Raw genomic sequence first — 22,063 nt, forward strand, 5'->3', positions numbered from 1 at the left:
TTTCTTTCGATTTGCTTTTAAACAGATCGGAAGACATTGAAGAACCTTTAACAGCTTTATTTAACCAAGGATTTCAATATGAAAGTTCAAGTAAAAGTACTTGATCAACGTTTAGGTCAAGAATGGCCAATGCCAACATACGCAACAACAGGTTCAGCGGGTTTGGACTTACGTGCATGTGTAGAGGAAGCGATTCAAATTGAACCTGGTCAAACTGTGCTAGTTAAAACAGGTATGGCCATTTATATTGAAGATACTAATTTTGCTGGTCTGGTTTTACCACGGTCGGGCTTGGGCCATAAGCATGGGATCGTATTGGGCAACTTGGTGGGCTTAATTGATTCAGATTATCAAGGCGAATTGATGGTTTCTGTTTGGAATCGAGGTCAAACCACCTTTACTTTAGAACCAGGTGAGCGTTTAGCACAGTATGTTTTGGTGCCTGTAGTTCAAGCGCAATTTGATATTGTAAATGAATTTGAAGCGACTGAACGTGGTGCTGGTGGTTTTGGTCACACTGGGAAGAACTAGATTTTTCTCATTATTTTAAAGCCTGATTTATCAGGCTTTTTTAATGTAATATTGAATTGTAACAAAAAGTATGTATAACGCTGTATATAAAATTGAATATATTATCAAGAGTTTTTTAGTATATTGCATTTGACCCGATATAAATATTCTCATATAAATGAATTGCTTGCTTATCATTAGAGCGATAAAGCTGACGAAATAAAGGGTTAAGCAAATAGAAGTTTTGCTTATGAAAAAGATGAATGATTTTCCTTTTCAGATTTTCCGCGCTTATGATATTCGTGGAAAAGTTGAAATGATGCCACCTGAATTGATTCAGGCAATCGCATATGCTTTAGTTGATCAACTGATTGAAAAGGGTCAATCAAAAATTACCTTGGGATACGATGCTCGATTAAGTAGTCCTGCGTATGCTCAAATTATCAAACAAGTATTTCAAAATAAAGACATTGAAGTGACTGAAATAGGTTGTTGTGCTACCCCACAATTGTACTTTGCTGCAAGAAATACGCAGGGCAATGGCATCATGGTCACAGCCAGTCATAATCCAAAAACTGACAATGGTATTAAATGGATTATGCAGTTTGAGCCACCGTCTCCTGAAATGATTCAAAACATAGGCATTCAAGCAAAAAATTATCTGCAAAGTCATCAGTTGCCATGGATTGATGCAAAATCTGTGATTCTAACTACGACTCATCAAATTAAATCTGAATTTTGTCTGTCCTATCAGTCTGCATTATTAAAAGATATTCATTTAACCCGACCGCTCAAAGTCGTGATTGATGGCTTAAACGGTTCAGCAGGATTTTGTGCCAATCTTGTTTTAAAAAAATTGGGTTGTGAGGTGATTGCATTACGTTGTAATGCTGATGGAAACTTCCCCGACCATGCACCGGATCCTTCACAAGCCACGCATTTAGAATTATTACGACAAAATGTACTTAATCATCAGGCAGACATTGGTATTGCTTTAGATGGTGATGGCGATCGTGTGGTTTTGTTGGATGAAAATGCCCATATTATTTCAGCGGATCGGCTTTTAGCATTGTTTGCCCAAATGTGTTTAAAAGATCATCCACAGCATGAAATTGTATTTGATGTGAAATGTTCATCTATGGTACGTCAAGTGGTTGAACGCTTGGGCGGTCAAGCCAAGATGATTCGGACTGGGAGTAGTTTTTTACGCAAATACATGTCGCAATCAAAAGGCCAAGCTGTCTTTGGTGGTGAGTACGCAGGTCATTATGTATTTAATGATGGGCGTGGACTTGGTTATGACGATGGTTTGTATGCGGCTTTACGTGTGATGGAATACTTATGTTGTTTTCCTCAAGCAACATTGTCTGAAATTTTAGCCTGTTATCCTGACCGTTTTTATACTGAAGATACTTATATCAGTACCCATCGTACTGATCCGAAAATTGTTTTGAATGAGATTGAACAGCTCAGTCAACAATTTGGTGCTGAGCTGAGTAAAATTGATGGTGTTCGCCTTGATTTTGAGCATGGTTTTGGCATTATTCGGGCATCAAATACAGGTGAATATTTTACCGTACGTTTTGATGCAGATTGTCCAAATTGTTTAAATGAAATTCGTCAGACATTTGCGTCTATGCTCAGTGATCGTTATCCTATGATCGCCCAAGATATTCTACAGGCACACTGATTTCTTGCATCATCCATATTCATCAGTCTAATTCCTACAGCTCACTAAGGAGAGGCGAATGCCACATCAGCATACTGGCATCGACAAAGCGCAAATATTGACAGAGGCTTTGCCATATATTCAACGATTTTCAGGTAAAACACTCGTTGTAAAATATGGCGGCAATGCAATGACTGATCCAGAGTTGGAAAGCTCATTTGCTCGCGATATCGTTTTACTCAAAACTGTAGGTTTAAATCCGATTGTCGTACATGGTGGTGGTCCACAAGTAGATTCATTGCTTAAACAGTTGGGCCGTGAGTCTGATCGTATTGATGGAATGCGGGTAACGGATCCTGCAACCATGGAAGTGGTCGAGATGGTTTTAGGCGGCAGTGTAAATAAATCTATCGTTAATCTGATTAATCAGCATGGTGGACGTGCCATTGGTTTAACGGGTAAAGACGGTAATTTATTGCGTGCTCAAAAGCTCTTGATGGAAAAGACACTTGCAGATGGTACAGTCACGCAAATTGACTTAGGTTTGGTCGGGGAAGTGACTGGGGTTAAAACTGACGTTTTAGAAATGTTTACCCAAAGTGATTTTATTCCAGTGATTGCGCCTTTAGGTGTAGATGAAGACGGTCAAACTTATAATATCAATGCAGACTTAGTCGCAGGTAAAGTGGCAGAAGCTTTAGGTGCGGAAAAATTGATTCTATTGACCAATATATCAGGTGTTTTAGATGAAAATAAAAACCTCCTAACGGGTCTTAGTACTCAAGAAGTCGATCGTCTCATTGAAACTGGGGTGATTTATGGGGGAATGATTCCTAAAGTGGGTTGTGCCTTAGATGCGGTTAAAGGTGGGGTTGTGAGTGCGCACATTGTAGATGGACGGGTACCTCATGCAACACTCTTAGAAATCTTTACCGATCATGGTGTAGGAACCTTAATTACCAATCGTGCCAAGCCTCAGAAATAATTTTTAATCAGTACATTATTTTTTTTAAATGCCAGTGTGAAAACATTGGCTTTTTTGTTTTACCGATTTTATTTCAAATTCACCATTCATAGCGTGTTTTTAAACGGTCATTTTTTCGTCATATAAGTGTCATCGGGATTGCCTAGTGTAAGTAAAAGCTCAAGGAGTCGAAAATATGTTCGCAAAATTAAATCAGTATCGTCAGAACTTCCAGAACTTAAATTTACCCTTACCAAAACCTAAAAAAGCACAATCACAATATAAATTTGAATGGGTTGAAGACCTGAAACAACTCAAAGAAGTACAAAAATTTCGTGCAGTACAATTCGCAGATCAGTTTGGCATTACATTTGAAAATGGATTAGATCAAGATTTATATGACCTTGATTGTGAGCATGCGGTATTACGTGATAAATGGAGCAATGAGATTGTTGCCTATACACGCCTGAAGTTGATTCAGGGGCATGAGCTTGCACGTAGTTATAGCGCACAAGAATTTGATGTTTCTCAACTTTCACATCTATCTAATATTGTGGAAATAGGCCGTACTTGTGTACATCCGCGTTATCGTAATGGACGTGCATTGTCGATGTTGTGGTTAAATTTGGTTCCGACAGTACTGTGGAAAATGAAGGCAAAACACTTAATGGGATGTGTCAGCATTCGTTTGGAAGACAATAAAGCACGTGCTTACTATACACATCAGCATTTGAAGAAAATGACTGCCAAACAGTCGATTGATATAAAGGCAAATCTCGCTTTTGAACCAAGTCATCCAGAGTATAGCTTTCCACAAGATGAACGAATTCCAAAGTTGTTTGATGTCTATTTGAAAATGAATGCGCGTTTATCGAAACAGGCATATCACGATGAAGCATTTAATTGTTTAGATTATTTTGTCTTTTTAGATGTCAATGAAATTGCCAAAAATTTTGTTTTAAACAAAATGGTTAATCGCTGAGTGCCCGAAAAATAAGGGGATTTAGAGTTTGATCCGCGAATAAGTACCCAATTATTCTGCTGATCTATGTTAAGTGATTGGTCTAATATGCATCTGTTTGCAGTTATTTTCAGTTATTGAGATTTGCAAGCAGATGCGTAGTCATGCACAATATTCTTATAAATAAAATGCTGTATGAATACACTATGTGCCAATTGCTTGGAATGAACTGCGCTGCTCCCACTGATATTACTTTCTCATTTCGTGGGTTTTCTCAACGTGCAGGAATAACCTCTGATCATTCTGATGGGTTTGGTATTGCCTTTTTTGAAGATAAAGCATGTCGTTTATTTGTCGACAATCAATCTGCAGTCTTGTCACCGATTGCTGAACTGGTACGTAACTATCCAATCAAATCACGGAATGTCATTGCGCATATTCGCAAAGCAACTCAAGGTAAAATTACCTTAGAAAACTCTCACCCCTTTATTCGTGAGTTATGGGGCAGACAGTGGATTTTTGCACACAATGGTGATTTACATAACTTTCATCCACATTTGTCGGGGCGTTTTACCCCTGTAGGCAGTACCGACAGTGAGCTGGCATTTTGTTATTTGCTTGAACAACTGGTTTTAAGATTTGGTTATTTTGAACCGAGTTTAAATGATGTATTTGCCTTGCTTGAAGAAATTTCACCTAAAATTGCAGAATATGGCACTTTTAATTTTTGCCTCTCCAATGGACAAGCATTGTTTAGTTATGCGACAACGAAGCTGCATTGGATTGTACGTGAGTATCCATTTACATATGCACGCTTAGTTGATATTGATGTTGATATTGATTTTAGTCAATTTACAACAAAAGAAGATCGTGTTGCCGTGATTACCACAGAGCCGTTAACTCAAAATGAAGTTTGGACCGCATACCAGCCTGGTGAGATGATTTTATTTAAAGATGGTCAAGTGATAAAAACAGCAACAACACATGTCGAAAGACTTGCTCGTGAGGCTGCTGATCCAAGTTTGGTTAGAGTCACCAAGGCAGATCAATATTAGTTTGATCTGAATGAATTCATGTGATGATTGGGGGAGGTATTATTCGCTAACTCCATGTTTTTTTAAATATAAATCATTGTAAAAATAAAAAATAATTCAATTTATCTAGCCCATTCAGGTTTTTATAGGTGCTTTTGCACCAACTATAGATGCAAGAATTATCTTAGATCGATAGTAATTTCTTTATCATTCATTTGCAGGCTTTTTCACGATATCCTGTAAAAATTACTTCGGATTATTTATTGTAAATCGCATTATTTTGAATGATCAAAGTCTCATATTCAATTGTCTAGGATCAGGTCATCTTTGAGACTTAACGGAATATTTTGATGTTGTTAAAGCAAAGAGAAGATAATGAAATAATAATGTTTAATTATATTTTATTGAAAAAAATGAGTAATAATATCGTTATAATTTTTTAAATATTAAAGATCTTTCATAAATCAAAAAATGATGATGTAGAGTGAATCATATTGGTATTGAAAGTTCCTTCTCGCTTTGGGAGAAGGCTAGGATGAGGGCACTTTTAGGTTGATTTATGGTTTTAAAAAGGACTTATGAAAGAAGTCTATTATATAAAATTGTCATGATAAAATTTATATTTCAACTCTTTTAAAAGTGGATCATGAAATAAGTGAAATTAAAATAGCACATATTAAATAATTTTCACTTGAATAAAGAAATTATTTAAAAATATAAAAAAATCACAAAAGAATATTTTTTCTTATTTTGCAAAAATGATTAAGTAATTTTATCACGAGTAATCGTATGAAAAAGAGCAAATAAAAATATCATTTGAGGTAGTTTTTTAAATTTTTTTTGATTACACAGGTATAATCATTTAATCATGCTAAATAATAAATATAGACAATCAATAAAATTATTTAAACTTAATAATTGGTTAAAAAATATCTTACTCTTTTAGTGCGGATTAAAATATTATCCAAGTATAAACAATAACTTAATTTATTTCATATTTTTTTTAATGAATCCCGACTAATACAGTTCATTTTTATTTAGAGAGATAGCCGTTAATATGGTTGCTGAAGGTCAAGACATTATTTTAAGGTGATCGTATGAAGATGAGATGGATTCCAGAATATAATACGGGTATCGATGTGATCGACGATCAACATAAACGGATTTTGGATTACATCAATGAAATTGATGAAATCGGTATGGCAACGGATCGCGCTCGTATTAAGCAAATTCTTGATAATATTATTGACTATACACAATCTCATTTTACCTTTGAAGAAAGCTTACAAGAAGAAGCGGGTTATAAATACCGTGTTCCTCATAAACGTGTACATGACTTATTTATTAAACGTATCGAAAGTTATCGTACCAGTTTTGAAGAAGGGCATTCTATAGAAAAAGAATTGCATGAGGTGTTGTCTAAATGGTTAATTAATCATATTCAACATGATGATGCAGATTATGTGGGGGCTGTAAAATTAAATATGATGGGGATCATTAAAGAAAACGAGAAGAAAAAAGGCAAAAATTGGTTTGCAAGATTTTTTTCATAATTTACAGGCATTTTATGATTGTGAAATTATGGGAATCACCAGCTCTCTAACTAAAAAAATTCAGAGGGGATAAAAAGAAATAACAAAGATTATAACAATATCTAGCGCAGCAAATCATCGAGGGGTGATTTGCTTTTTTCTTTTAAGCTTTGATTTTCAGCATCGACAAAGGCAAAATAGCAGAACTTTTTACGAAACACCTCATGCAGGATTATTCTATGTCACGATGGTTATCGCCGCTCATGGCATTTTGTTTATCATTTATAATTATCGCAGGCTTAGCTCCAAGTCTGGGTATTCAAATTGATCGACAAATTGATTTTTGGATATTGTGGTTAGTGTCAATGCTGGTGTTGGCATTGCCGATTACTTATTTAGAAGTTGCTTTAGCAAAGCGTTCTAAAACAACTGCACTCAATGCCTTGTCTAGCTTAACTCGTGATGCTGACGCATCTCAATCGTGGCGTATTGTGGGTTGGCTGGCTGTTATCTTTATTCCATTCTTAGCGGGCGGGATTTTATTCAATATTAGTCAAAGTACTGTGCAGATTGCGAATTTACCGATAGAAGGTCATTTGTTATTTGCAGGTGCCGCTGTAGTGGCTTTTGCTTTGTCTTTTGCACCTCGTCAAATTTTAGTGGGCTTGATCACGCTAGGCGTGCTGCTTTCTTTAATCCTTGCACAGGTTTTCGGTACACACTTATCCGCTTGGCATGTTACTCCTGTAGAGTTTAAAGAGTGGGGCAATGCAACGATTTTAGCCCTTGTAGCCACAGGTCTCGGTTTAGGCTTGTATTGGCAAACCAGCTTGTTGAATGTTCAACAGAATAATGAGGCATCTAAAACAGCTTTCCCGATTTGGATTGCGCAATTGGTTGCTGTGATTGCCTTTGGTTTTTTTGCAGCTTCAGCACAAATCCCTGCCTATACTTTATTATTTACTGCTGTCATTTCAGCCGCGTTATTATTACAACTAGGCAAAGAACAGTTAGCTCAACGCCAAGTCGCAATACTTATTCAATTTGTGGTGTTGTTGGTGGCATTGTTCATTTGGGCAATTCCTAACATTGCAGTGCTGTTTAATCCATTGCTGATGATTTGGGGCTTGGTCATTTGCTTGATTTATTCAATCTTTGTGGGTTGGATTATGAAAATCAGCCATCTGCGTAAAGCAATCAATTTTAGCTCAGAAGCGTTTTATAATATTTGGCGTATTGCGGTACGAATTGTTTTACCTTTGAGTATTGTGTTGGCATTGGTATCCTATATTGGACAGTTAATTTAAGGGTCAGGTGATTCTCGTGGCAAAGATTTGGGTGGCATATGCTGCCGAAAAGCAACAATTTCACATTGAGTTACAATTTTCTCAAGGCATGACGATTGCCGATGCAATTGCGCAAAGTGGATTGGCGCAACAAGTAGAATTGCCTGAAAATTTTAGTTTTGGTATTTTCGGAGTGAAAATAAAAGCACAATCGCATTTGCTACAAGCAGGTGATCGTGTTGAAATTTATAGAGCTTTAACGATTAATCCAAAAGATATCCGTCGCAATCGTGCAAAAGCAAATCCTGTCGGACGTTACTGCCGTGGCAATCGCTATCAACAATTGTTATTTAAATAAGGCGTTATTTACAATAATCGCTTTAAACAATTGAATGCATATGAAAAACCCCTCATTGAGGGGTTTCTTTTTATCGCAAAGTGTCTATAGTGGGGGCGCATTCAATATTGCTTCTTTAGAAGCAGGTAAACCAGGTTGAGACTCAGGAATGGTTTCTAAACCTTCAATTTTGTTTACGACACCTGATTGATCAAAATAAACCTTTAAATGTTGGCCATGTGCTGCGGGAATCTTCGCTTTTTTCGCGTAAGTTCCTGGGATATAGTTGTAAATGTAATCCCATCGTCCTGGATTCAATGGATCTGAGACTGTTGGGCTACCCAACAAGAATTGTACTTGTTGGTAGGTCATACCGACTTGAATTTTTGAAGCTTGAGCTTGGGTTAACGGTGTTCCCTGAGGAATATCGACTTTGTATACTCCAAATACAGAACAACCACCAAGTAAAGAAGCGACGAATAACGTCAGCATGATTTTTTGCATTTTGCTACACTATCCCAAATTAATTATGATGCAATTGATCCAAGGATAGATCATACTGCATCTCAACTCTGTTGCATATTCCAACTTAAAATTTGTTGAGAGACCTTTTTATATGCCTATTTCAAATCAAGATTTACGCAAAGCTGGACTTAAAGTTACCCTACCACGAATCAAGATTTTGGAATTATTAGAAAATTCAAGACAACACCACTTGAGCGCGGAAGACATTTATAAAACATTACTCGAACAAGGTGAAGATGTCGGTCTAGCGACCGTATATCGTGTGTTAACACAATTTGAAGCTGCTGGAATTATCCAGCGCCATCATTTCGAAAACAATCATTCTGTTTTTGAAATTATGCAAGAAGATCATCATGATCATTTGGTTTGTCAAAATTGTAACAAAGTCGTTGAATTTACTAATGAAACCATCGAGCATGAGCAACATTCGGTAGCTGAGAAACACGGCTTTCAATTGACTGGACATTCTTTGAATCTGTACGGTTATTGTGATGAACCTGCATGTCAGGAAGCTTATCGTAAGCGCTAGAATCACATAAATACAACAAATGAAGAGGGGGCTTAACCAAGCCCCCTCTTTTTATATCAGCTTATTTTTTACTTTTGAACTACTGTCCATCAAAGGTGAGTTTGCTATTTGAATTGAGTAGCTGTGCACCACCTTCTTCATCCAATTTGATTTGTAGACGTAAATCATTCGGAGAGTCGGCATGTTTAAGTGCGTCTTTATAGGTAATTTGTCCTGCTTTATAGAGGTCAAATAAAGCTTGGTCAAACGTCTGCATACCCAATTCACGAGAGCGCTTCATCAAATCCTTAATTTCATGTACATCACCTTTACGGATTAAGTCTGAAACTAAGGGTGAGTTAATAAGAATTTCAATTGCAGCACGACGAGAATTACCGTCTGGTGTTGGAATCAATTGCTGTGCAACCATGGCTTTGAGGTTAAGTGATAGATCCATAAACAACTGGCTATGACGGTCAGACTCAAAGAAGTGAATAATCCGGTCAATTGCTTGGTTGGCGTTGTTGGCATGCAGTGTGGCAAAGACTAAGTGACCTGTTTCAGCAAAAGCGATGGCATAGTCCATGGTTTCACGAGAGCGGATCTCACCAATTAAGATCACATCTGGTGCTTGACGCAAAGTATTCTTAAGCGCAATTTCAAAAGAATCTGTATCAATTCCGACTTCACGTTGAGTAATAATACATCCTGCATGTTCGTGTACAAATTCAATTGGGTCTTCAATGGTGATGATATGACCTTTAGAATTTTGATTACGATAACCAATGATGGATGCAAGCGAAGTTGATTTACCTGTCCCTGTTGCACCAACAAAGATAATGATCCCACGTTTGGTCATTGCGAGATCTTTAAGGATAGGTGGTAATTTAAGCTCATCCATGGTCGGAATTTGAGTTTCAATACGACGCAAAACCATTCCAGGCATATCACGTTGTTGAAAAGCGCTGACACGGAAACGCGCAGTTTTATCACGATTGGTAATGGCAAAGTTACATTCACGCGTCTCAGCAAATTCTTTACGCTGCTTTTCACTCATAATAGAGTTAAGCAATTGCATAATAATTTCGCCGTTTAACTTGGTTTTTACCACAGGAACAATTTGACCATTAATTTTCATTGATGGTTCAACATCAGCGGTAATAAATAAGTCTGATGCTTTTTGCTCAATCATCATGTTGAGCAAGTCATTAAAGTCCATCTTTTTTAAACCTCAATAATCCATTTTATAAGAATGATTCTGGTTGTTTTGCTACATTTCTTGCAACTTGAGGACTAATAACACCTTTAGCGACCAGTGTTTTTAAACTCTGATCCAATGTGGTCATACCATAGTTTGCACCGGTTTGAATTGCTGAATACATCTGTGCAACTTTGTTTTCACGAATCAAGTTACGAATTGCAGGAATACCGATCATGATTTCATGTGCTGCAACTCGTCCGCCACCATTCTTTTTCAGTAGGGTTTGTGAAATAACCGCTTGTAATGATTCTGATAACATGGCACGGACCATGTCTTTTTCTTCAGCAGGGAATACGTCAATCACACGGTCAATGGTTTTTGCCGCTGATGTGGTGTGTAGTGTGCCGAAAACCAAGTGACCTGTTTCTGCTGCTGTTAAAGCAAGGCGAATGGTTTCAAGGTCACGCATCTCACCAACTAAGATAATGTCAGGGTCTTCACGTAACGCAGAACGTAGCGCTTCATTAAAGCCATGTGTATCACGATGCACTTCACGTTGGTTGATGAGACACTTTTTAGATTGGTGTACAAATTCGATTGGATCTTCGACCGTTAAAATATGGTCATAGCGACTGTCGTTAATAAAGTCAATCATAGAGGCCAATGTGGTTGATTTACCAGAACCTGTTGGACCTGTTACAAGGATTAAACCACGGGGTAATTCACAAAGATCTTTAAAGATTTGTCCTAAACCTAAATCCTCCATGGTCAATACTTTGGAAGGAATGGTACGAAATACAGCACCCGCACCACGGTTTTGGTTGAATGCATTGACACGGAAACGGGCTATACCTGGAACTTCAAATGAGAAGTCAGTTTCTAATTGTTCTTCAAAATCACGACGTTGCTTATCATTCATGATGTCATAAACCAGTCTGTGAACTTCTTTATGTTCCAGTGCTGGTAAATTGATACGACGGACCTCACCATCGACACGAATCATCGGTGGCATACCTGCTGAAAGGTGTAAGTCAGATGCACCGTTTTTGACGGAAAACGCCAATAATTCTGTAATATCCATAATGTCCCCGAATAAAAACCTATTTGCTTAATTATTTTGTAGAATAATAAGGCCTTTCACTCAGCATAACCAACAATTTCATTGCTTGGAAGCTGAAATTTTTATGAAATGAGAACCTTGTCAATGAATGATCTAAATCAAGCCCGAAATCATGTACTCGCGCAAATTCAGCAGGCCTGTTTGGCTGCAAATCGAGATGTGAGTCAGGTACAGTTGTTGGCAGTTTCCAAAACACATCCAAGTACGTTATTAAAAGAAATGTATGCTACGGGGCAGCGTGCTTTTGGCGAGAATTATTTACAAGAAGCGCTCGAAAAAATTGAAGATTTAAAAGATTTAGAGATCGAATGGCATTTTATTGGTCATGTGCAGCGCAATAAAACCAAGCATCTTGCTGAAAAATTTGCGTGGGTGCATGGTGTTGATCGTTTTATCATTGCAGAGCGTCTCTCAAATCAACGAGAAGCGACTCAAGCGCCATTAAATATTTGCTTGCAAGTCAATATTGATGCACAAGACAGTAAAGACGGTTGTCAGCCGGATGAAGTTGCAGATCTGGTGAAACAAATCAGTCAATTAAAGAATTTAAAGTTACGTGGTTTAATGGTGATTCCTGCACCTGATCATCCGCAAGCATTTAGTGATGCAAAGCAATTGTTTGATCAGGTTAAAGTTCATCATGCGCATGCTGAAGATTGGGATACGTTAAGCATGGGGATGTCTGGAGATATGGTGGAAGCCATTGCCGCAGGGTCAACCATGGTACGTATTGGGACAGCTTTGTTTGGTGCGCGAGATTATTCAAATCAGCGTTAAAGGTTATAGCGAAATCGGCGCGAAGGCTGAGTTAATTTTCGCTGGGTTTAAGTTTATTTTAATTTAGATTTAATGCTGTAAACGTATAAGACATCAATAATTCTAATCCATTGAGATTGTTGATGACTATTTTTCATGTGCTTATTCTTGCCATCATACAAGGGTTTGCAGAACTGCTGCCTGTATCCAGTTCAGCACATGTAATTGTGGCTGAAAAATTGATGGGTTTTGACCCATCAGCGGCTGATATGACGTTTTTATTGGTGATGCTACATACAGGAACCATGTTTGCGGTCATTGTGTATTTTTGGAAGTCTTGGCGCACAACCTATTTTTCGTCATGGGATCGCTTTAAAAAACAAGCATGGTTTGTGATTGTTGCAACAGGCATCACGGGCGTACTCGGATTGGCACTGCAATCGATGATCAAACATGTTTTTTTTGCTGGGGCAAGCCACTTTGAAATTGAGCAATTGTTTAGCAACTCAAAATTAATGGCTGCTGCTTTAGCTTCTGCTGGTGTATTGATTATTTTATCCTCTCGATTAGATCGTGGACAGGTTGGTGATGTGACGATGAAAAGTGCGGCATGGATTGGCGCTGTTCAGGCTTTATGCTTGCCGTTTCGTGGTTTTTCACGTTCAGGTGCAACAATTTCAACAGGATTATTTTTAGGTGTTGCTCGCCAAAAAGCGGAAGAGTTTAGTTTTGCCTTGGCAGTGGTGTTAACCCCAGCGGTGATTGTAAAAGAGCTTTATCGATTGCTACATGCCGAGAATTTTCAAAATATCCATTTAGCTCAACTGCTTTTACCCAGTATGTTTGGGATGCTGTTTAGCTTTATTGCAGGTCTTGTTGCTTTAAAATGGCTATCGAGTTGGCTTGAACATGGTCGTTGGCATTTCTTTGGTATTTATTGTCTGATTTTCTCTGGTGTCGTTTTACTCATTGGTTAAATCTAAGCGTTCAATCCAGTATGAAAATATTGAACGCTATGGGTCATTTTTCCTATTAGTATTAGACTTCTTTGTTTAAGTCGAGTACAAAAATAATGCGGGATTATATGTATAGCGAATGATTTTTAAGAGTGATAGGGAAGTTTATGTCTGCATATTATCAATTGATTCAGCGTCAAATCGATAAACAGGGTGTAGTGACTGCACATTATCAATCGACACATCATGCTCAAGGGGCTTGGAATGCGCATGAGCAACATATGGCACCAGCGACAGGGGTTATTTGTGCTGAATTAGAGCAGTTTTCACCTCGAAATGATGTTCGAATTGGTCGAATAAGTTTAGATATTCTTGGATTAATTGCGGGTGGCGAATTTTATATTCGGACAAAAGTAATTCGAGCTGGCAAGACCATTGAACTGATTGAATCCGAAATGGTCACACAAGGTAAAATAAGTATTGTGGCGAGAACTTGGCGCATGATGACCAGCAATAGTCAAAGTGTTGCAGGTTTAGAGGATCAATCTATTGGAACGCCTGAACAGTTACCGATTTGGCATGAAATACGTCAGTGGCCTGGTGGATATATTCATTCGATTGAAGCAAGGACTGAGCAACGTCGACAGGGAGCAGGTATTGTATGGCTTAGCAATACTTTGGATATGGTTGAAGGTCAACCGACATCGTCATTTGTGAAGTTAATGGGAATGGTCGATACTGCAAATGGTGTCGTGGCGAGACAAACACCTCCTTTTAATTGGGGCTTTCCAAACTTAGATTTACAAATTCATTTATATCGTTTGCCCCAAGGTCAATGGTTAGGTTTAGAAACCGTACAACAGTATGGTGAAGATGGTATTGGTTTAACCAGTTCCGTCTTACATGATATTTATGGACCATTCGGACGTAGTGAACAGATTTTAACTCTAAGACCTGTACACGCTGAGTAGTTGCTAGTATGAAATCAAAAACTGTATTTCTACATACAGTTTTTGATTTGTGTTGATATTTATTCTTTTAAGAAATAAGTATATTTTTTACATTGGCTAAGATAAATCACTATAAAAAACAATTCTATGTGCAGGTAAAATGAAGCTGATGAGTATCCGTTTAAGCATTTGGAATTTACTTTAAGGCAAACTATTCGGTTTACTTTTTTAAAATATACTCAACAATTCTAGATGTAATATGATCGTCAATTTGACTATACTGATTTGAATAAGATTTAAAAACTGGAAATAGAATATGTATAAATCCAAGCTATTATTATGGTTATGTCTTTGTGCTTTAATCAGCGCTTGTAGTACTGCAAAATATTCTTCAACGCAGGATGCTACTTCACAAGAAATCGAATCTGCACCATCACCTAGCTCAGCAACAGCTAAAGCTGCACCAGCGCCTATTTCCAACCAAAATCGAGTAAAGTCAGAAGAGCGTTTGGGGACGAAATGGGGAGATGACGTAAGTTCATATGTGACTCAAGTTGATTTAAAACGTTTGAGTAGTAGCCCTATTGATGAAACTCAAATTCGTTATGCCAGTAAGCAATTTTCAGGACGCAGTATTAATAGCATTTCTTTAGCTGCTGGAAAAGTTAGCTTTTCTGTTGTGGATGATCGTGGGCGAATTTTACCGCTATATCGCGATGGCGAGCGTTATTATCTTTCTGCCCGTGATGGACAAAGCTATCAATTGCGTTATGCCAATACCAGTAGCCAAACCTTTGAAGTTGTTGCAAGTGTCGATGGCCTAGATGTTTTAAATGGAAGTAAAGCATCACGTTCAAATAGTGGTTATGTGTTAAGACCATATAGCTCATTTGCGATTGAAGGTTTTAGAAAGAGTAATTCATCTGTAGCTTCATTTATTTTTAGTAAACCAAATGATGCCTATGCTGCTAACTCTGCCAGTGGTTCTATTCAAAATACTGGTGTGATTGGTACAGTGGTGTATGAGTTAAAAGCCCCTAAATACGATCTACCCAAAAAATCTAAGGATACTTATGCGCCTGCACCAAATGCCTTTCCTGCGGATTAATTAAAAATATTAAGAAGTGAGAGGGATCACATTATCCCTCTCATTTTTTGAGATGTTATAATGTTACACAATTGCAATAATTTAAAAATAGCGCAGTCAAAACAGCTACGATATTATGACTTTGATAATAGGGGGCTGCTGACACTTCATAAATAGTTTGCGTTGTAGGCTAAAATTGAGCAGGCAAGGCATGAAAAGAAGAGAATAACAAGACTATTTTCAAGTTTCATAACGCAGACTGAGATAATTTTAGCCACAACCCTTTGGGACTAGAGTGTTTTTTGCCACTACGTTGTTACGAACTACTCATTTAGAGTGGCTAAATTTCGTATTTCGTGCCTAGTATCGCCTAAAAAACACTCGTTGTCGCAGACATAGAAGAAGTGTCAACAGCCCCCCTTAACGTTACTTATAAACTTTAAAATAGGTTTTATAATGAAAAATATAAATATATTTCTCTGCCTTTTGTTGTGTATTTTTCTAGCTGCATGTTCGAAAAAATCAGATGAAAGCGCATCACAATCCCAAACCGAAGCGACCAGTGCAGATGCTGCTGAAGCAGCCAACAATCAAGTTGCAGCTGATGAAAAGTTAGGCACAAAGTGGGGCGATGAAATTGATTCCCATGTGACTGAGGTGCAGTTAAAGCGTAAATCTGATTCACCTCTTACTGAAACAATCGTGCAATATGCAGATAAGAACTACAAAGGTAAAACGGTCAATTCAATTTCTATTGCTGCAGGAAAAGTGAGTTTTTCTGTTGTAGATGATCGTGGAAACCGAATTCCCATGTATCGTGTTGGACAAAGCTATTATTTGTCAGGGCGTGAAGGGCAAAGCTATCAACTTCAGTATGAAAATAACACAGCGAAAACTTTTGAAGTGGTTGCCAGTGTTGATGGTGTAGATGTTATTGATGGTAGTGAGGCGTCTCGAAGTAATTCTGGTTATGTCTTACATGCACATGATTCTTTGAAAATTGAAGGTTTCCGTAAGAGTGAATCTGCTGTTGCTTCCTTTACTTTTAGTAAGCCTAAAGATGCGTATGCTGCGAACTCAGAGAATGGTTCCATTCAGAATGCTGGTGTAATTGGTACGGTTTTATATGAGTTGGAAGCACCAGAAGATGAGGCTAAACCTGTGAATAAATATGCACCTCCACCAAATGCATTTCCCGCAGATCGATAAAGAATAAAGTAAAGAAGTGCTTATAAGCACTTCTTTTTTAATTGTTTGGAAGAATAATGAAAAATATTAAATATTTACTATCGATTCTATGTTTATTGGTTACATCTTTAATTCATGAAAATACAAGTGCAAATCCTGAGCTGAACAAAGCGATTGTTTCAGAGCAAAAGACTTATCAAGCGTTTAAGGAGGTTTTTGAATCCCTTGTTGCATCTCTCATGGATCCAATTGCGAATACGGCTCAAGATGATAATATAATGAGCGCACATAGGAGATGTGTTCATCAACAGCAAATCGTTAAAATGCTGTTGAATAATCAAAAGTATAAAGAGCAATTCGATCAAGAGTTTGCTGAAGATCAGCGTACATTTGATGAAGCTTTGAATGGTTTTAAAAATTCAGTGACTGCAATGAAACCTTATTGCGATAAGATACAAGCAGAATACGATAAAAATTTAAATTAAGAAGTGTGAGTTAAACACTAACTCACCACTTCAATCATACTTGCACCCGCCCCTAAAGGACGTACCTGAATTTGCACAGGAATACGTTCATGCATTTCCTGTATATGTGAAATCAATACAACTTTACGCCCTTGATTCTGCAATTGATCTAATGCATTCATGACCATATGTAAAGAAGATGCATCCAATGTTCCAAAACCTTCATCGATAAAGAGAGATTCAATTTTCATCGAACCTGATGCCATATTGGCAATTGCCAAAGACAAGGCAAGGGCAGTCAAGAATGACTCACCCCCTGAAAGTGAGGCAACAGAACGGGTTTCACCGTCCATATCATGGTCAATGATGGCAAGACTAAGTGAGTTATCTAACCGCTTTAAGGTATAACGTTGAGACAACATCGCCAATTGTTGGTTGGCGTGTTCGAGTAAAATATCCAGATTATACTGTTGTGCATAATCACGGAATTTCTTACCAGTTGCATCTCCCATTAAGCCTGAAATTTTGCCCCAGCGATGTTCTTCCTGTTGTACTTGTTGAATCTGATCAGCAAATTGCTTTTGCTTAGCAACATTTTGCTGATGCAATTCAAGTTTGAGTTTTAACTGATCGCGGATTTCAAATTGGGTTTTTAAAGCATTCACATTATCCAAAATCAATTGTTGTAGCTGTTCAAAATCAATATCGGGTTGATGGAGCTTATGTTCGATTAATTGCTCTTGTATGGTGTTAAGTGCTGAGTTGGCCTCATTTAACATTCGTTCAGCGTGTTGCAGTTGTTGGCGAATCTGTTGTTCTTGTACCGCCGTGATTTGAGCCAAGTGCTCAAAATCATCAGGCTGAAAAGCTGGATGTTGAGTGAGCCATTGCTGAATATCCTGATTCACTAGATTGAGGTTATTCTGATTGTGTTGTTGCTGGGCTGTGAGTTGTTCGAGCTGACTTTTTTCTTGCTCAAATTGATTACGTAATTGATTAAAGCTTTGCTTCTGTTGTTGGTAAAGTGTCTGAATTTTCTGGTAGTCATGGTCATACTGCGTTAACCATTCATTCGGTTTAACTTCGGTTAATCCTGTCATATTTTGAATGAGTTGATTTGCCAATTCTGTGTTTTGTTGCCCTTTCAGTTTTATCTCGTTCAAGCTATGGGCAGTTTCAGAAATTTGTTTGGTTGCATTCGCTATATTGAGTTGAGCTGTATTGAGTTGCTGTAGATATTGATCATGCTGTTTCGACAATAACTCAAGCTGTTCAAGCTGTTGTGTACGCGTATTTAATTGGCTCAAGATATGTTGTGCTGTGGTGATACTGTACTGTTGCCATGCATTTTTTTCACGATCAGCTAAGCAACGGACAATATGCTGCACTTGATTGTGTAGGTTATTGGCATTTTGCAATAGATGTTCAGTGTGTTGAATGCCTTGACTTAATTGTTGCTGAATTTTGATGCTTTGAATCCATTGCTTAGATTGTGCTTCCAATTGTTGAATATCAAACTGATATTGCTGGGTAAGTTGCTCCAATTGTTGCTTAATTTCAGATTGTGTCTGAGTTAAGTTCAGCGCGATTTGGGCTGATTGACCTTGTTCAATACACAGCTGTTGTATGACGGTTATTTTTTCAGTCACATTTTGAAGAGTGGTCTTAAGCTGTTGCTGTTCGACACTCAATTTGGTCAAGTTTTGTTGAGCCGCTTGCCAAAGGTTAAAGGTTTCTTGTTCTTTGAGCGTGGCTTGTTGTTCCTGTTGCTGTTGTAGTTCAAACAGTACTTTAGATACAGCAGAATCATCACGGTGATAGGGATGAGTTGTGCTTCCACAAACAACACAAGCTTGACCATCTACTAATTCAGCTCTTAAATGTTCTACATTTTCAGCATGTAATAAGCGTTGCTGTTGTAAAATCTCTTGCAGTTTTAAACGGGCTTGTTTCGCCGTTTGGAAATCTTGTTCAGTCTGTATTGTGGTTTTTTCAAGTTGTTGAAATTGCACTGAGCAACGTTTCAATCGGTCATTAAGCTGCTGAGATTCAATCTTTAATTCAAAAAACTGGGCTAATTTTTGTTGTAACGTCGCCAATTGGTTGAGTTGGCTCAGTTTAAATTCACGTTGTTGGCGCGTTTGTTCAAGCTGAGTTTCAAGTTGCTCCGCAGTTCCAAATTGATGAATTGAGTCTTGTAATTGTGTTTTTTGCTCAATTAACCTCGTTTCAGCCTGAGATACATTTCCTAATTGATTTTCAATAGATTGATAGTGCTGAATAAATTGAGTTAACTGTTGCACATGTGCAGTTAAACCTTTATCTAAACTTGAGAACTGCTGAGTGTCTGCAAGTTGCTGATCTAAAATATTTCGTTTTTCTGTAATCTGCTGAATATGATGTTCAAGTTGTTGTTGTTGATTGAGTAATGGGGTTTTAGACGATTCTAAATCATTTAATCTGGTCTGAATTTTCTTAAATTCGACTCCAATAAAATCCCGTTCCTGAATACATTTCCGTACTTCACTCAAAGACTCACGATGGGTGTTTTCAAAATTCTGCTGAACAGTTAAAGCACTTTCAGTTTGGATAAAACGGGTCTGTTCAGTGTCAAATTGAACCTGTAATGCATCAAAAAGCTGTTGTTGTTTTTGAATTTGTGGTGCGAGTTGCTGTTCTGTTTTTATCAGTTGTTGCTTTTGAAATATACTAGAGCGGATCTCTGAGAATATTTCTAAACGATTTAAACGTTCACGCTCAGGGATTAAGCCTTGTTGCGTTTGTAATTGTGTATCAAGCAACTGTTGCTTAACGACAATTTCATCATTCAGTTTTTGTTTACGCTCAAACCATTGCTGATGTTTTTCAAGTTGCGATTTTTCATCTTCAAGTTTTTTATAGTCTTGATTGATGTGTTGGAATTGTATGTGTAATTCAGCGGCATCTTCCTCAGAGAGAAGTTCAATATGGCCGAGAAGATTTTCTAATTCCTTACGTTTTGATGCCACCAATTTGGTTTTTTCATAGGCCAATTGGCCGACTTTTCCAAAAATGGATGAATTGGTTAAATACTCAAGTAATTCACCACGTTCATTGTCACGTGCTTTTAAAAAGGCTGTGACTTCGGATTGTGCCAAAAGAACTGCACGGGTAAATTGCTCAAAACTCAGTTGGGTAATTTTATAAATCGCTGATTCAACGGCTTTGGCTTTATCTGCTACTACTGTCCCATCGGTTAAGCATTTTAAATAGCGTTGGACACTTTGTAGTTTTCCATCTGCTTTTTCACGGGAACGTTTAAGTTCCCAGCGTGCCAAATAATGCTTTTGGTCTTGTGCCACAAAACATAATTCAGCAAAGCCGTGTGCGGTCACGCGGCGTAGTACAGTCAGTGGTGAGTTGGTTAAAAGTTCAGAGCCATCAACATCCTGTAATTTACCATCACTGTCTTTTAAACGTGGGATTTTATTAAACAGAGCAAGGCACATGGCATCCAAAATAGTTGATTTTCCTGCCCCTGTTTTTCCAACAATCGCCACTAAACCTGCTGAAGCTAAAGGTTCAGATTCAAAATCTATAAAATGTTCACCAGAAAGAGATGCGAGATTTTTGAGTCGTATAGATAAAATTTTCACGGCAAACTCCTATGCGTCATGTTCATTTTCAAGCGTTTTTTCGGCTTCTTGTAATAAGCTTAAAAAATCTTTCAAGACCGCATCATCATTGGCATAGCCATTTTTTTCCCAAAGTTGTTGAAAGAGTTTTTCTGGTGTCGGTGGTTCTAAATTGATTGAAGTAATTTCATCGCTATTTTTTTCTGATGCGAAGTATTGTCTTGATATGCGAACTAAGCGGTAACGGCTTTTGGGTAAGGCATCTTCAAATTGTTGACGCAAATTGGGCGGAGGTGGAACATCGGTGTGGTATTCAATATCGACATATTCACGCTGATCAATATTTTCAATTTCACCGCTTGCTAAGGCCTTTAATTTGGCTAAAACTTCATTCAATTCCCCTTTAATTTTATGCAGTTGTACACTACGGGGAATAAATATACTTTCAAATGAAACCCGTGACTCATCTGTTTTAAGCGGGTCAATATTAACATCGACAATTTGGTGTTTATAGTTGATTTCACTAAAGGATAAGGGAATAGGTGAACCACTATAACGGATATGTTCCTGACCAACTTTTTGCGGTTTATGTAAATGCCCGAGTGCAACATAATCAATGCTATCTTCAAACAATGTGGTAGAAAGTGCTTCCTCATTGCCAATGATAATAGGCCGTTCAGAATCAGAGGTTTCTCCACCTTGCATATGGGCATGTGACATTAGAATGAGTGCTTGATTATCTGTCTTTCTTTTTCGTGCTTCAGAAATCACCTGTTGATGTAAATAGGCAATGGCATTTTGACTGTTATTGGTTTGTTCATTAAAGCCAGTGATTTCGGCTGGGCGCAGAAATGGTAAACTTAGACACCAAGCAATAATATTTTTTTGTTCATCATAAATTGGAATCAGTAAACGATCTAAATCAATTTGACCAAGCTCGTTTTTATGAATCACACCGACTGTTTTAGCGTGATATTTTTCAAGCAGGGGCTCAACTTGTTCAATGCGATAACCTGAATCATGATTACCTGCAATCATTAAGGTTTGCATATGTGGAGCTAGCTGATGTGCATTGGCTAGGAATTGATAGAGCTGTTTTTGCGCAGCAGATGCAGGATTGATGACATCGAATATATCGCCTGCAATTAATAGGGCATGGGGTTGCTTTTCTTTGATTTGAGCTAATAACCACGCTAAAAATTGCTCATGTTCATACTGGCGAGAATGGTTATAGAAGAATTGTCCCAGATGCCAGTCTGAAGTATGAAGAAAGCGTACAGTCATTAGTTGGATAAGCCTTACAGAATTTAAAATTAAGGTAGCACAAATTGAATGCTTAAATCAGCTGTAAGGCCTTAATCACTTAATATGATCTGTATTTTTTATAAAAATTCTTAAAAA

The 22,063-nt window shown here is 37.7% G+C and carries 20 protein-coding genes; 15 read left to right on the top strand and 5 right to left on the bottom strand.

Annotated elements, in window-relative coordinates; all coding sequences use genetic code 11:
* The first annotated feature begins 78 nt into the window (after positions 1-78).
* From dut to M2R48_RS04305, 8 genes are all read left to right on the top strand, one after another.
* Entirely contained in the window at positions 79-531 is a 453-nt protein-coding gene (gene dut, locus M2R48_RS04270; RefSeq protein ID WP_056514627.1) for a dUTP diphosphatase, read from the top strand.
* Positions 532-760: 229 nt separating this feature from the next.
* On the top strand, positions 761-2,200 hold the full coding sequence (locus tag M2R48_RS04275; protein ID WP_262085190.1) for a phosphomannomutase/phosphoglucomutase: 1,440 nt from the start codon (positions 761-763) through the stop codon (positions 2,198-2,200).
* Between the two features lie 58 nt (positions 2,201-2,258).
* Positions 2,259-3,164, top strand: coding sequence for an acetylglutamate kinase (argB, locus tag M2R48_RS04280; protein WP_004722746.1), 906 nt, complete (start codon positions 2,259-2,261; stop codon positions 3,162-3,164).
* A gap of 175 nt (positions 3,165-3,339) precedes the next feature.
* Positions 3,340-4,125 carry a GNAT family N-acetyltransferase gene (locus M2R48_RS04285; RefSeq protein ID WP_004819394.1) on the top strand — a complete coding sequence of 262 codons (786 nt, stop codon included), beginning with the start codon at positions 3,340-3,342 and terminating at the stop codon, positions 4,123-4,125.
* A 185-nt stretch (positions 4,126-4,310) separates the two neighbouring features.
* Positions 4,311-5,159 carry a class II glutamine amidotransferase gene (locus M2R48_RS04290; protein ID WP_016539214.1) on the top strand — a complete coding sequence of 283 codons (849 nt, stop codon included), beginning with the start codon at positions 4,311-4,313 and terminating at the stop codon, positions 5,157-5,159.
* 1,076 nt (positions 5,160-6,235) lie between these two features.
* Positions 6,236-6,691, top strand: coding sequence for a bacteriohemerythrin (locus tag M2R48_RS04295; protein ID WP_004819397.1), 456 nt, complete (start codon positions 6,236-6,238; stop codon positions 6,689-6,691).
* A 203-nt stretch (positions 6,692-6,894) separates the two neighbouring features.
* Positions 6,895-7,977 carry a hypothetical protein gene (locus M2R48_RS04300; protein ID WP_262085191.1) on the top strand — a complete coding sequence of 361 codons (1,083 nt, stop codon included), beginning with the start codon at positions 6,895-6,897 and terminating at the stop codon, positions 7,975-7,977.
* A 16-nt stretch (positions 7,978-7,993) separates the two neighbouring features.
* The gene (locus tag M2R48_RS04305; protein ID WP_004722741.1) at positions 7,994-8,314 is read left to right on the top strand and encodes an RnfH family protein; all 321 of its coding nucleotides are present in this window, start codon (positions 7,994-7,996) and stop codon (positions 8,312-8,314) included.
* A gap of 84 nt (positions 8,315-8,398) precedes the next feature.
* Here M2R48_RS04305 and M2R48_RS04310 read toward each other — a convergent pair whose 3' ends face one another.
* Positions 8,399-8,797 carry an outer membrane protein assembly factor BamE gene (locus M2R48_RS04310; RefSeq protein WP_004722739.1) on the bottom strand — a complete coding sequence of 133 codons (399 nt, stop codon included), beginning with the start codon at positions 8,795-8,797 and terminating at the stop codon, positions 8,399-8,401.
* Between the two features lie 112 nt (positions 8,798-8,909).
* Here M2R48_RS04310 and fur point away from each other — a divergent pair, with 112 nt between their 5' ends.
* On the top strand, positions 8,910-9,347 hold the full coding sequence (gene fur / locus M2R48_RS04315; protein WP_004722737.1) for a ferric iron uptake transcriptional regulator: 438 nt from the start codon (positions 8,910-8,912) through the stop codon (positions 9,345-9,347).
* A 79-nt stretch (positions 9,348-9,426) separates the two neighbouring features.
* Here the strand turns inward: fur and M2R48_RS04320 are convergent, their stop codons facing one another.
* Positions 9,427-10,545, bottom strand: a complete 1,119-nt coding sequence (locus M2R48_RS04320) for a PilT/PilU family type 4a pilus ATPase (RefSeq protein WP_004722736.1) — start codon at positions 10,543-10,545, stop codon at positions 9,427-9,429.
* Between the two features lie 25 nt (positions 10,546-10,570).
* Entirely contained in the window at positions 10,571-11,608 is a 1,038-nt protein-coding gene (locus tag M2R48_RS04325) for a type IV pilus twitching motility protein PilT (protein WP_004722735.1), read from the bottom strand.
* A gap of 123 nt (positions 11,609-11,731) precedes the next feature.
* Between M2R48_RS04325 and M2R48_RS04330 the strand changes: the two genes are divergently transcribed.
* The 6 genes from M2R48_RS04330 to M2R48_RS04355 all read left to right on the top strand — a co-directional run bounded on the left by M2R48_RS04330 (position 11,732) and on the right by M2R48_RS04355 (position 17,069).
* Positions 11,732-12,424, top strand: a complete 693-nt coding sequence (locus M2R48_RS04330) for a YggS family pyridoxal phosphate-dependent enzyme (RefSeq protein WP_262085193.1) — start codon at positions 11,732-11,734, stop codon at positions 12,422-12,424.
* 122 nt (positions 12,425-12,546) lie between these two features.
* Complete coding sequence (locus M2R48_RS04335; protein WP_262085194.1) at positions 12,547-13,380, top strand: undecaprenyl-diphosphate phosphatase; 834 nt, start codon at positions 12,547-12,549, stop codon at positions 13,378-13,380.
* A gap of 146 nt (positions 13,381-13,526) precedes the next feature.
* Positions 13,527-14,330: a thioesterase family protein gene (locus tag M2R48_RS04340; RefSeq protein ID WP_262085195.1), complete on the top strand. Its 804-nt coding sequence runs from the start codon at positions 13,527-13,529 to the stop codon at positions 14,328-14,330.
* Between the two features lie 295 nt (positions 14,331-14,625).
* Positions 14,626-15,417 carry a hypothetical protein gene (locus M2R48_RS04345; RefSeq protein WP_262085196.1) on the top strand — a complete coding sequence of 264 codons (792 nt, stop codon included), beginning with the start codon at positions 14,626-14,628 and terminating at the stop codon, positions 15,415-15,417.
* A 435-nt stretch (positions 15,418-15,852) separates the two neighbouring features.
* Positions 15,853-16,605 (top strand): hypothetical protein, encoded by a 753-nt coding sequence (locus M2R48_RS04350; RefSeq protein WP_262085197.1) that lies wholly within the window; start codon positions 15,853-15,855, stop codon positions 16,603-16,605.
* Between the two features lie 56 nt (positions 16,606-16,661).
* Positions 16,662-17,069 (top strand): hypothetical protein, encoded by a 408-nt coding sequence (locus M2R48_RS04355; RefSeq protein WP_262085198.1) that lies wholly within the window; start codon positions 16,662-16,664, stop codon positions 17,067-17,069.
* Positions 17,070-17,086: 17 nt separating this feature from the next.
* Here the strand turns inward: M2R48_RS04355 and M2R48_RS04360 are convergent, their stop codons facing one another.
* Both M2R48_RS04360 and M2R48_RS04365 read right to left on the bottom strand, forming a co-directional pair.
* Complete coding sequence (locus tag M2R48_RS04360) at positions 17,087-20,683, bottom strand: AAA family ATPase (RefSeq protein ID WP_262085199.1); 3,597 nt, start codon at positions 20,681-20,683, stop codon at positions 17,087-17,089.
* Between the two features lie 9 nt (positions 20,684-20,692).
* Positions 20,693-21,946 (bottom strand): exonuclease SbcCD subunit D, encoded by a 1,254-nt coding sequence (locus M2R48_RS04365; protein ID WP_262085200.1) that lies wholly within the window; start codon positions 21,944-21,946, stop codon positions 20,693-20,695.
* Positions 21,947-22,063: the final 117 nt, after the last annotated feature.

Source organism: Acinetobacter sp. I-MWF (assembly GCF_025433935.1).
GTDB lineage: Bacteria > Pseudomonadota > Gammaproteobacteria > Pseudomonadales > Moraxellaceae > Acinetobacter > Acinetobacter guillouiae.